This is a genomic window from Desulfoluna sp. HI9BLuna, assembly GCF_056829775.1.
Genome location: NZ_CP186555.1, coordinates 1,715,763 through 1,726,814, shown reverse-complemented (window position 1 = coordinate 1,726,814; position 11,052 = coordinate 1,715,763). Strand labels below are relative to the sequence as shown.

Annotated in this window: 10 protein-coding genes and 1 pseudogene; 4 read left to right on the top strand and 7 right to left on the bottom strand. The window is 60.3% G+C overall.

Going from position 1 to position 11,052, the window contains the following annotated elements:
- Positions 1-414: 414 nt before the first annotated feature.
- Entirely contained in the window at positions 415-861 is a 447-nt protein-coding gene (locus ACOYW0_RS06795) for a glycine radical domain-containing protein (protein ID WP_482418822.1), read from the bottom strand.
- Positions 862-897: 36 nt separating this feature from the next.
- Positions 898-1,311, bottom strand: a pseudogene (locus ACOYW0_RS06790) (pyruvate formate lyase family protein); the annotation flags it as partial.
- Between ACOYW0_RS06790 and ACOYW0_RS06785 the strand changes: the two are divergent.
- From ACOYW0_RS06785 to ACOYW0_RS06770, 4 genes are all read left to right on the top strand, one after another.
- On the top strand, positions 1,285-1,428 hold the full coding sequence (locus tag ACOYW0_RS06785; protein ID WP_482417779.1) for a hypothetical protein: 144 nt from the start codon (positions 1,285-1,287) through the stop codon (positions 1,426-1,428). The pseudogene ACOYW0_RS06790 and the gene ACOYW0_RS06785 sit on opposite strands and share 27 nt — an antisense overlap.
- Before the next feature lie 284 nt (positions 1,429-1,712).
- Positions 1,713-2,090, top strand: coding sequence for a RidA family protein (locus ACOYW0_RS06780; RefSeq protein ID WP_092208575.1), 378 nt, complete (start codon positions 1,713-1,715; stop codon positions 2,088-2,090).
- 106 nt (positions 2,091-2,196) lie between these two features.
- Complete coding sequence (cuyA, locus tag ACOYW0_RS06775; protein ID WP_482417778.1) at positions 2,197-3,195, top strand: D-cysteate sulfo-lyase; 999 nt, start codon at positions 2,197-2,199, stop codon at positions 3,193-3,195.
- Positions 3,196-3,432: 237 nt separating this feature from the next.
- Positions 3,433-4,113 carry a GntR family transcriptional regulator gene (locus ACOYW0_RS06770; RefSeq protein WP_482417777.1) on the top strand — a complete coding sequence of 227 codons (681 nt, stop codon included), beginning with the start codon at positions 3,433-3,435 and terminating at the stop codon, positions 4,111-4,113.
- Positions 4,114-4,679: 566 nt separating this feature from the next.
- Here ACOYW0_RS06770 and ACOYW0_RS06765 read toward each other — a convergent pair.
- The 5 genes from ACOYW0_RS06765 to ACOYW0_RS06745 form a co-directional block, all read right to left on the bottom strand.
- A complete protein-coding gene (locus ACOYW0_RS06765; protein WP_482417776.1) occupies positions 4,680-6,617 on the bottom strand; it encodes a penicillin-binding protein 1A in 1,938 nt (645 codons plus the stop codon).
- A 24-nt stretch (positions 6,618-6,641) separates the two neighbouring features.
- Positions 6,642-8,171 (bottom strand): response regulator, encoded by a 1,530-nt coding sequence (locus ACOYW0_RS06760; protein ID WP_482417775.1) that lies wholly within the window; start codon positions 8,169-8,171, stop codon positions 6,642-6,644.
- A complete protein-coding gene (locus tag ACOYW0_RS06755; protein WP_482417774.1) occupies positions 8,164-9,054 on the bottom strand; it encodes a CheR family methyltransferase in 891 nt (296 codons plus the stop codon). The genes ACOYW0_RS06760 and ACOYW0_RS06755 overlap by 8 nt, the downstream gene beginning before the upstream one ends.
- Before the next feature lie 124 nt (positions 9,055-9,178).
- Positions 9,179-10,297, bottom strand: a complete 1,119-nt coding sequence (locus ACOYW0_RS06750) for a protein-glutamate methylesterase/protein-glutamine glutaminase (RefSeq protein WP_482417773.1) — start codon at positions 10,295-10,297, stop codon at positions 9,179-9,181.
- Positions 10,298-10,564: 267 nt separating this feature from the next.
- Positions 10,565-11,020 carry a chemotaxis protein CheW gene (locus ACOYW0_RS06745; protein ID WP_092208591.1) on the bottom strand — a complete coding sequence of 152 codons (456 nt, stop codon included), beginning with the start codon at positions 11,018-11,020 and terminating at the stop codon, positions 10,565-10,567.
- Positions 11,021-11,052 lie beyond the last annotated feature (32 nt).

Genomic DNA, 11,052 nt, shown 5'->3' with positions numbered 1-11,052 from the left:
CACTGTTCAAAATGGGGATTAAATGACGGGAAGTCAAGGGCATTGGGGCGCGAGTATCGACCAGACAACGGCGAAAAAAAACATGCCTCCGGCGGCCCTGCCCGGGGCCAAACTTTTAAAAAGTTTGACAAATAAGTCTTAACTACGTCTTTTCAGGTTCCGCCGAAGTCATGCTACAGAGCTTTTTTAAAAGAAACGACCCAGCCGGAGTCTGATTGGTTAAATCCACAAAGGCAAGCGGCAGCAACGTATTCTGTTGCGTCGAAGCTTGTGAGCCAGCCCGCCCACAGCATCAGCGTTTGTGTCGGGCGAAGCCCGAGCCGAAGGCCCGTGCGCTTTGGCCCGAGGAACGAGGGACAAAGCGCAAGGACAATGAGCTTTCGAGGTGGCTCACCTCGCCGCCGGAGGCTTTTTTTATTCCGTCATTCCGTACTCCGCCCGTTCGATGAGTTCAATCTGCTGGGCGTGGTTGAGGCGGACAAAGTAGGCGTTGTAGCCGGAGATGCGGACGATGAGGTTGGGGTAGTGTTCCGGGTGGGCCATGGCGTCTTTCCGGGTGCGGGAGTCCACCACGTTGAACTGCATCTGCATGCCTCCCATGCCGAGGTAGGCGGAGACGTATGCGGCCATGATATCCACGATCTTCTGGCGGTTTTCCCCCGGTTTGGGGATGAGTTTGACGTTGAAGGCGATGTTGTTGTCCATGTGGGCGGGGTTGAGCCGGGCCACATCGGAGATGAAGTCCAGGTAGTTGGCCGAGGCGTGGGGTTCCGGGGTGAGACCGGGGGTGAAGGACTTGCCGGCCAGGCGCCCCGAGGGCAGCGTGCCGGAGAGGGCGCCGTAGGCCACGTGCTCGCTCATGGACCAGAACCCGCAGGTGTAGGGGCCGCCGCGGTGGTTGGTGAAGCTGTGGTAGGTGGTGCTCAAAAAACGGGTGATCTCGTTGCAGAGGGAGAGGGCCTCCTTGCTTCCGGACCCGAACAGGGGGACGTGGTTGCGGACCAGCTCGCGGATGTGGGGCGCTTGGGTGAACTGGGTGTCCACGGCCTCTTTGAAGGCGGCAAGGCTGAGCCGTTTGTCGTCGAAGACGAGTTTTTTGACGGCCAGAAGGGAGTCGGTGACATCGGCCAGGCCGATGTTGGAGGTGCCTGAGCTGTTGTACAGGGCGCCCCCCTGGGTGATGTCCGTTGCCGTATCCAGGCAGCCGTCCATGAGGAGGCTCAAGAGGGGCGTGGGGCGCATCTCCGCGTGGATGGCGGCGTAGGTGTTGTTCAAGGTGACGGCGTGCTGGATGAGAAAGCGCTGCTGGGTTTTCCAGGCGTTGAAGAAGGCCTCGAAATCGGAGAAGTGCTCCGGGGTGCCGGTGGTTACCGCAGGATGGGCAAATCGGTTTTGTTTGTCGGGAGGATGATGGGTGTGGTATTCTAATGATCTGAAATTATGGTGCTATATCAGCGTGCATGGCCCTCGTCTGATGGAAGGGCCGTCCAGGGGGCATAAAATTTTATAACGCCTGGAAATATGCGCGGGGAAAGGCTTTGCACGGTTTTTTAGTAAAAAGGCAAAAAAAGTATTTGACAGGAGGCTTCCGAGGTCTTTAAAACTTCATACATGTCAAATGTCGACATTTGGAACGGGCGCAAAGGGGAGTCCCCTTTTCCCCCTTCAATGATGGACATGATAACCCAACATAATGAAGGATATCACGCATTATGACCCAGCCGATCCAGACGCCCGACGCACCCGCAGCCGTAGGCCCCTATTCCCAGGGGATTGTTTCCAACGGATTTGTTTTTGCCTCAGGCTGCCTCCCCATCGATCCCGCCACCTCCACCATGGTGGAAGGGACCATCGCCGAGAAAGCCACCCGCGCCCTTGAAAACCTCAAGGCCGTAGCCGAAGCAGGTGGAAGCTCCCTCGACAAAGCCGTGAAGGTGACGGTGTTCCTTGCGGACATCGCCGATTTTGCCGAAGCCAACAAGGTGTACGCAGAGTATTTCAAAGAGCCTTATCCGGCCCGAAGCGCTTTTCAGGTGGGCGCGCTGCCCCTGGGCGCCGCCATTGAAATCGAGGCGATTTTTGCTGTGTAAATGAAGATCCGGGCGGTGATGGGTTCCATGATCGCCCGTATTTAAACGGACCTTGCAGATAGATCCGATAAACGCTTATTCCCTCCCAAATAAGGAAATAAAGACCATGAATTTCACTAAATTTCCCCGTCGCGGTTACCTCCAGGGCCAGACTCCTGTCGAGCCCATGAAAAACCTCAGCAAAGCCCTCGGCGGCGAGGTGAACCTCTTCGTCAAGCGTGACGACCTGCTCCCCGGTGCGTCCGGCGGCAACAAAACCCGTAAACTGGACTTCTGCATCGCCGACGCCATCGAAAAGGGTGCCGACACCATCATCACCTGCGGTGCCATCCAGTCCAACCACTGCCGCCTCACCGCTTCCTGGGCTGCCAAAGAAGGCCTCGAGTGTCACCTCGTTCTCGAAGAGCGCGTCAAGGGCTCTTACAAGGAAGACGGCAGCGGCAACAACTTCCTCTTCGAACTCCTTGGTGTGAAGTCCAAGCGTGTTGTTGAAGGCGGTTCCGACATGATGGCTGAGATGGAGAAGACTGCTGCAGAGCTGAAAGCTGCCGGCAAGAAGCCCTACATCGTCCCCGGCGGTGCTTCTAACCCCATCGGTGCCCTGGGTTACGCTGCATGCGCCGAAGAGCTGATGAACCAGCTCAACAACATGGACCTGAACATCGACTACGTTGTTGTTCCCTCCGGTTCCGCCGGTACCCACGCCGGTATGGTTGTGGGCATGACCGGGATCAACGCCAACATCCCCGTCATCGGCATCAACGTCTCCCGTACCAAGGAAGCCCAGGAAGAGATCGTTTTCGGTCTGGCCCAGAAGACCGCTGAGCTCCTCGACGTCAAAGGCGGCGTTGCCCGTGAAGATGTGGTTTGCTACGGCGACTACGTCGGCCCCGGCTACTCCCTGCCCACCGACGCCATGGTTGAGGCCGTGAAGCTGTTCGCCGGTGAAGAGGCGATCCTCCTCGACCCCGTATACACCGGTAAAGTGGCTGCCGGCCTGGTAGACCACGTACGCAAGGGAACCTTCCCCAAAGGCTCCAACGTTCTCTTCCTCCACACCGGAGGATCCCCCGCCCTCTACGCTTACCTGGACACCTTCAGGTAGCATTCGGCGAGTGAGATCGTAAATTTCCGCAGCACCGGTGAAGGTTATCCGGTGCTGCGGTTTTTTTGTTTGTGCGGGTCGGCAGGGCCAGGTGCCCTGGAATGTGCAGGTGCGTGAGTTTCGGTTGATCTCACGGAGAATATGTTGCATAAAATGAGTGCAAACGAATCAATAACCCAACACCGGTGGTTCTCCTGACCAGGGAGCCCGGAGCCCATAACGGAATATAGATGCACCATGGCGGAAATCAAAACGTACAGTGAGCAGGTAACCGAGTACATCAAGCGATCGATTCTGGAAGGGTCCCTGAACCCCGGTGACAAGGTCAACGAGGTGCACGTAGCCGCCAGCCTTTCCATCAGCCGGGCACCGGTGCGGGAGGCGCTTCAGATGCTGACCCGCGACGGGCTTATCGTTTCTGTTCCCCAGAAGGGCAAGTTTATCAACTGCCTGACCAAAAAGCAGATCAAAGAGAGCTACTTTACGGGCGGGGTTCTGGAAGGCGCTGCCGTTGCCGCCTCCATTGACGAGTTTACCGAAAAAGATTTCGACACCCTCCAGGCCATTGTGGACCGTATGGAGGTGGTGGCCTCCATGGAGACGGCCGCCGATTACATGCCTGCCCTGGACGACCGGTTTCACGAAGTCCTCTTCTCCAAGACGGACAACACCCTTCTGGTGGAGCTCTCCCGGCGATACTGCCACGGCCTCTCCAAGTTTCTCCTCTTCAGGTACTGGCGTAATCTCTTCTCACCCCGTACGGTCTGGCTTCGCCACAAATCCATTGTGGACGCGCTGAGAACCCGGGACAAGGTGGTCATCGAACAGTCCCTGCGCGACCATTACATCGAATCGGGTGAGCGCATGTCCATGTACGGGTGTGAGCAGGACAACCCGTTGTGTAAGATTTGCAGGTAAAGCAGGTGATAGGAAAAACAGGTCATAGGCAAGACAGGTTATAGGCAAGGCAGGTTATAGGCATTAGGTGGCGGCTGGGCGTGGGTTGTGGATCACGTCAGGGGCCTGTGACGCAGCAACAGTCGCCGTATCTTTTTCCCATTTTTCTCCATTCTTTCATCCCCCATGTCCGAAATACGGACTCCTCTACCATCCCTTCCGGTAAACCGGCAGATACAAATCGGTATATCCATTCAATCTATGTCCTCATGGGCCTTTGTTTTTCAGGCTTATTGCATTCTCTATTGGGCGTCGTCAGTGCTCAATACAAGGGAAAGGAACAATACATTGCATCAGGGGCTCTTTCGTTCCCAGGCTCCGCCTGGGAATGACGCAGGGAGGCTCTGCCTCCACGATTGAAGTCGCTTCACCCTGTATGTTTTACCCATTATGCCGCTATGCTCCGCACCGGCAAGGCAGGGGCTGGGAGCGAGATCTTGTGTTTTCCTTTAAGGTCTCGCATCACATCGCAGTTTGTTCCACTTTTCAAACGTTTGTCCCCCTGCAGGGGTGCCGGAGGCCTGTTTCTAATGGGTTTTGAACAGGGCGGGGACGTTGCCTTTGGCAGGCTCCGAGGCGATGCGGCCTGTGTTGGGGTCCATGTGGCGGAGGGTGACGCCGTCGGGGCGGTCGAAGCGGGCGGGGGGGCTGTTTTTCCAGGCGGTCTCCATGAGATCGGTCCAGATGGGCAGGGCGGCCCGGGCGCCGGTTTCGATGCGGCCCAGGGTGGTGTAGTTGTCGTTGCCCACCCAGACCCCTGCGGCGACGTAGGGGGAGAAGCCCAGAAAGAGGGCGTCCCGGTAGTTGTCGGTGGTGCCGGTTTTGCCGGCCAGGGGCTTGCCCACGCGCAGGGCGCCTTTGCCTGTACCTTCGGTGACCACGGCGGCGAGCATGTCCGTGACCACGGCGGCGTCTTCCCGTGAAATGGCCACGGCATGGCTGGGGCGGCCCTCCCAGATGACCCGTCCGTCCCGGTTTTCGATGCGGGTGATGGCCATGGGCTCGGACTTGATGCCCTGGTTTGCAAACACCGCATAGGCCCGGGTGAGATCCATGAGGGTGGTCTCCGAGGTGCCCAGGGCCAGGGAGAGGTTGTTGGCCAAAGGCGAGGTGATGCCCAGGCGGCGGGCAAAGGCGGCCACATTGGCCACACCCAGGGAGTCGGCCAAACGGACGGCCGGGATGTTTTTGGAGAGGGCCAGGGCCTTTCTCAGGGTGATCTCACCGCTGTATGTTTTGGAGAAGTTCTTGGGCTGCCACGGCTTTTTCCCCCGCCCCATGGAAAAGGAGACCGGGGAATCCAGGATGAGTCGATTCTGATCGATGCCCTTTTCCACGGCCAGGCCGTAGATAAAGGCTTTAAAGGAGGAGCCGGGCTGGCGTTTGGCCTGGGTGGCCCGGTTGAAGTGGCTTTTTTTGAACTCCCGGCCCCCGGCCATGGCCAGGATGCCTCCGGATTGAACGTCCATGGCAACAAAGGCACACTGGGGTGCCGGGTTTTTGATGCGGTGTTTCTTCATGCGGGCCTCAAGGCGGGCCATGTTTTTGGCCATGGAGGCTTCCCCTGCTCTCTGGAGGGAGAGGTCCAGGGTGGTGCGGATGGTGAGGCCGTCCCGGTAGAGGCGGTCGAGTCCCACGATGCCTGCCAGCTCGCCTTTGAGGTAGTCGATGAAGTAAGGGGCTTCGAGGACCCTTCCGCGTCCGCGCTTGCCGGCCAGTGCCAGGGGTTCGGCCAGGGCTGCGTTGTAGGCCGGGGTGGTGATGCGGTGGCGGTCGTGGAGGAGTTTGAGCACGAGGTTGCGACGTTTGATGGCTTTTTTAGGGCTCACCAGGGGCGAGTACCGGGACGGGGACTTGGGAAGCCCTGCCAGCAAGGCGCACTCAGCCAGGGTGAGTTCGGAGACCCCTTTATCGAAGTAGATGTTGGCGGCGGACTCCACCCCGTAGGCCCCACTGCCGAAGTAGATCTGGTTGAGGTAGAGCTCCAGGATCTCTTTTTTGGTGTAGCGGCGTTCCAGCTGAAAGGCGAGCATCGCCTCCTTGAGCTTTCTGTCGATACTTTTTTCCCGGGTGAGGAAAAGGGTCTTGGCCAGCTGTTGGGTGATGGTGCTGGCCCCTTCCACGAAGTTCCGGGCGATGATGTCCTTGACGATGGCCCGGGCGATGCCTTTTAAGTCCACCCCGTTGTGGTCGTAGAAGTTTCTGTCTTCGGTGTTGATGATGGCGTTTTGCAGGTGGGTGGGGACAATGGCAAGGGGCACCGGGTCCCGTTTTTCCGCGTAGAATTCGGCCAGGAGGGCCCCTTCCCTGGAGTAGACACGGCTCACCGACGAGGGCTTGAAGGACTTTAAGGCCTCGATCTGGGGCAAGTCCCTGGTGGTCCCGAAAAAAAGGCCGGCCATGAGGCCGGCCGCGGTGCCGATGACAACAACGGCGATGACGGTGAGTGCAAAGCGTCGATTCATGGGGTCATACTACGTTGGGGCACATTAAAAATCAACGGCTTCCTTGACGGCGATGAGGCGGCTGACCATCTCGGCGAGGCCTTCGTCGGTAAAGGGCTTCATGAGGATTGCGTCCACGGGGCTGGCCCCGTCCCCGGCAGGGGGTGCCGCGTCGCTCTGTGTGGTGACCATGAGAATGGGCAGGCGCGAGCTGTCGGCATGCCTGCGCAGCTGGGAGGCCAGGGTGAACCCGTCCATCTCGGGCATGTTGAGGTCCGTGACCACCAGGCGGGGAGCCAGGGCCGGGATTTCCCGGGCGGCGGTCTCCGGGTTCTCGAAGGTGGCGACTTCATAGCCCAGGCCGTTGAGTTTTTTCATGTAGAGCATGAGCATCATCTTGGAGTCGTCCACGCAGGCTATGAGGGGGCGGCTTACGCCGGTGTCCGCCGTGGCTTTTTTGACCCGGTCGGCAAGGGCCTTGAATCGTTTTTTGGACAAAAAGGCCACGCAGTGGGCCCGCACGTCCGGGTGGGCGTGGCGGATGAGGTGGGTCTCGGTGAGCCCTTCGAATCCGTCGATGGTCAGGAGAAAGCGCAGGGTGTTGTCCGACTGGGAGTCGATGAGGGCCCCCACCACCTTGGCGGCAATGTCGTCCCCGAAGGAGACGATGTTGGTGATGCCCTTGATCAGGGGGGTGGAGATGTTGCGGTCCACGGCGCGTGCCGCGGACATGCGCACGGCCTCGGAGTCGTCGGCCAGCCCGCGGGCCAGGTGGAGGGCCCATCTGGGGGAGGGGAGGCGTCCGGCTGCCTCGTAGACGGCGTAGCGGATGTTGGGGTCCCGGGGCAGGGAGGCCAGCAGGCCCAGCAGGGGAGGCAGGGCCTCGGGGGCACCGCAGCGGCCCAGGGCGTTCACCGCATGGATCACCAGGTCGGTGTTGTCGCTTTTGAGCTGGGCGGACAGGGCGCAGACCCCTTCGCTGCCTGCGGCGGCAAAGATGTCGATGGCCAGGTTGCGCAGGGTGTGTTCTGTGGAGCCCAGCAGGGCGGCCACGGCAAAAAAACCGGGCTTGCCCGTGAGGGGAAGGGTCTCGGCGATGCGTTGCCCCTGCTCACGGTTCTCTTCGCAGAGGCGCTTGATGAGCATGGGGCCGTCCTCTCCGGACAGGCCGAGGCTCGCTCGCAGGGCGGCGGTGAGGACCAGGGGGGAGCGGCTGGTGGCCACCAGGTCCAAAAGGCGGGGCAGGGCCTGGGGCAGGTCCAGCTCCACCATGGCGTCGGCCCAGAAGGAGAGGCGGTTCTCGTCCATGGGGCCGAAGGTGTTGCCGGCCAGGAACTGGCCGATGATCCACTCCACCTCCATGCGGTTGCCCTTTTTCCTCAAGTCGTTGGTGAGGAACTTGACGATGGGCAGCCCCGGGGACTCGCAGCTCAGGAAGAGCTTTTTGAGGGTGGTGTGCTTCATGGTTTCGGAGATGGTGGTGAAAAAGGGCATCAGCGCGCAGCCCTTGACTGCGTCGTTAAAGTCGATGCAGTGATTCAGCTCTTCGATGTACTGGCGTTCTTGTTTATCCATGGACGGCCCTCGATGGGGTCATGCGGGGCGCCGCCGAAGGGGAGGCGTCCGGCAATTGATAAAACGTGGAGTTCAGGTAACGCATGGGGACAAAGGGCGACTCCTCCTGGGCAAGGGATTCCGTGGATCCGATGAGGAGGCAGCCGTCGGGCTCGAGCTGGCGCGAGAGGTTGTCGAAGAGCCGCAGCCGGTCTTCACGGGTGAAGTAGATGGCCACGTTGCGGCAGAGGATGATGTCGAATTTGCCGAGTCCGGTCAGGGGGCCGAGCAGGTTCTGCTTGCGAAAGGAGACCATGCTGCGGATGTCGTCGTTGATACGGTAGCCGTCCCCCTTGGGGGTAAAGTATTTGCCGAGGCGGGCCGGTGAGAGGCCGCGGGTGACCTCAAACTGGCTGTAGAGGCCGTAGCTGGCCCTGGCGATAGCCGCATCGGAGATGTCCGTGGCCAGAAGCTGCAGGTCGATGCCCGGTTTGGGCAGGCCCAGCTCCCTGAGGACCATGGCCGTGCTGTAGATCTCCTGGCCCGTGGAGCTGGCGCTGCTCCAGATGCGGATGGTGACCCGGCCCCCTTTTTTGCTCTTGCGGTCGATGAGGTCCGGGATCAGGCGGTGCTGAAGCAGGTTGAAGGGGGCGTTGTCCCTGAAAAAATAGGTCTCGTTGGTGGAGATGGCGTCGATGATCTTTTTTTCGAGGGTCCGGGACGCTTCGGTGCGGGAACGGGTGAGCAGCTCCTGGTAGGAGCGGCAGCTGTATTCCGCGGCAAGCTGGCCCAGCCGGGTTTCGATGAGGTACTCCTTGCCTGCGGCCAGGGTAATCCCCGAGATCCCATAAATGTATTTTGAGAGCGCTTGAAATTCGCTTTCGGTGACCTTCAGTCTGTTCATCGGACCTGCTTGTTGTTGCGATGTGGTTGCCGTTTCAGAGCCCTTACGGGGCGGTGGAAACACCTACCCTGTGCGCCGTGGTGTCGCCTCCGGCGTCGGAGCTCGGTCAAATGGGTGAAAGGCATTATTTGAGCGTGCCCATCAAGGCGCGGGCCATGTCCGGGAGGGGGACCACCTTGTCCGTGATCCCGGCCTCGGTGGGAGCCTTGGGCATCCCGTACACCGTGCAGCTGGCCTCATCCTGGGCCAGGATGACGGCGCCGTTTTCGTGCATCCTCTGCAATCCCTTGAACCCGTCCTGGCCCATGCCGGTCATGATGATACCGGTGGCCCGTCCCACGTAGTGGTCTGCCACGGAGCGGAACAGGTAGTCGGCCGAGGGGCGGCAGCTGTTTTCCGGGGGATCGTTGGTGATGCGGACCATGCGATGGGTCCCGTCCCGGTGGGCCTCCACGCGCATCTGTTTGCCTCCCGGGGCGATGAGGGCAAGCCCCGGTTTCAGGAGGTCACCGTCTTCGGCCTCCTTGACCTCAATGGCGCATTTGGTGTTGAGGCTGCCCGCAAGGGACTTGGTAAAGACCGGGGGCATGTGCTGCACAATGAGGATGGGCACCCCGATATCGGCCGGAAGCTTGGGCAGCATGGCAGCCAGGGCGTTGGGACCGCCGGTGGAGATGCCGATGGCCACCACCTCGGAGGGGCGGCTCACCGTGCGGGTGATGCGCCTTGGGGGCGGGGTGGCCGGGGTTGCGGCCGGTTTGGGTCGTGTCTCCCGAGGGACGGCGGTGCGGGCCAGGGTGGCCCGGGCGTTGTCCAGGCGTGACCGGAATTTCTTCTCCTGGATGAGCGCGGTGACCGCCGGTGTAAGCTGGGTGCGGATTTTTTCGACGTTTTCCGCGGCGGTTCCGGACTGGGGCTTGGTGATGAAGTCAAAGGCCCCCAGCTCCAGGGCGCGGATGGTCATGTCCCCGCCGGTGGTGGTGAGGGTGGAGAGCATGATGATGCGGGGCAGCTTCATGCCCGTTTTTTTCAGCTCTTGCAGGAGCTCCAGGCCGTTCATCTCCGGCATCTCGATGTCCAGGGTGATGAGGTCGGGCTTGAAGGTCTTGATCTTGGTCAGGGCAAATCGCCCGTTGGCCGCGGTGCCGCATACTTCGGCACCCGGGATGGACGCAATGACGTCTCCGACAACTTTACGATAGAGAATGGTATCGTCAACCACCAGTACTCTGATGGGATCCATGGCGATTCCTCCAGGAAACAAAAGAAGGGGTTAAGGGCTCGGGCACCAACGGATTCACGGGGTACCGGCAGGCTGGCACATGCCGGGATGCACACCCAAATGGGGTCCGGGCTGCGACGACCGCAGTGCGGAGGCACGGGGACCTCCCGCAGGAGGTCCCTTGTCCGTTTTTCTGCCGAAGGGCCCACACGACTCCGGCGATGGTGACCTATCACCGAATGGGAATCGGGGCGACCCTTTTTTGTTACGGTCCGTCGGGGGCTGTGCTTACCCTTCGGTGAGGACCCGTTCGATGTCCAGGACACCGATGAGGCCTGCTTCGGTCTTGACCACCCCTTCGAAGTAGCTTCCTTCGATACCGCCCAGGTTGGCGGGGGGAGGTTCCACGTGGCTGGGGTCGGCGCTCATGACGTCGCTGATGCGGTCCACCAGCAGTCCGATGTGCTCACCCATGGAGTCCACAATGATGTTGCGGTTGTCCTTGTCCCGTGTGATGGGGGAGAGCCCCGTCTTGAGGCCGAGGTCGATGACCGTGACGATGCGCCCGCGGAGGTTAAGGACCCCCACCACGTAATCGGGGGACTGGGGCACACCGGTGACCTCGGTCTGCTTGTTTATTTCCTGTATCTTGAGGATGTCGATGCCGCACTGGGCCTCCCCTACGGAGAAGGTGGCCAGTTCCAGCATGGACGAGTTTCCGTTTTTTTTAGCCTGTTCATTCATGGTGTCTCTCCTAACGCTGATGGGGTTGCACG

Excerpts from the sequence above, each read along its gene's own strand:
- ACOYW0_RS06795 (WP_482418822.1), bottom strand. The coding sequence starts at position 861 with ATGAGCGAGCACGTGGCCTACGGCGCCCTCTCCGGCACGCTGCCCTCG.
- ACOYW0_RS06780 (WP_092208575.1), top strand. The coding sequence starts at position 1,713 with ATGACCCAGCCGATCCAGACGCCCGACGCACCCGCAGCCGTAGGCCCC.
- cuyA (WP_482417778.1), top strand. The coding sequence starts at position 2,197 with ATGAATTTCACTAAATTTCCCCGTCGCGGTTACCTCCAGGGCCAGACT.
- ACOYW0_RS06770 (WP_482417777.1), top strand. The coding sequence starts at position 3,433 with ATGGCGGAAATCAAAACGTACAGTGAGCAGGTAACCGAGTACATCAAG.
- ACOYW0_RS06765 (WP_482417776.1), bottom strand. The coding sequence starts at position 6,617 with ATGAATCGACGCTTTGCACTCACCGTCATCGCCGTTGTTGTCATCGGC.
- ACOYW0_RS06760 (WP_482417775.1), bottom strand. The coding sequence starts at position 8,171 with ATGGATAAACAAGAACGCCAGTACATCGAAGAGCTGAATCACTGCATC.
- ACOYW0_RS06755 (WP_482417774.1), bottom strand. The coding sequence starts at position 9,054 with ATGAACAGACTGAAGGTCACCGAAAGCGAATTTCAAGCGCTCTCAAAA.
- ACOYW0_RS06750 (WP_482417773.1), bottom strand. The coding sequence starts at position 10,297 with ATGGATCCCATCAGAGTACTGGTGGTTGACGATACCATTCTCTATCGT.
- ACOYW0_RS06745 (WP_092208591.1), bottom strand. The coding sequence starts at position 11,020 with ATGAATGAACAGGCTAAAAAAAACGGAAACTCGTCCATGCTGGAACTG.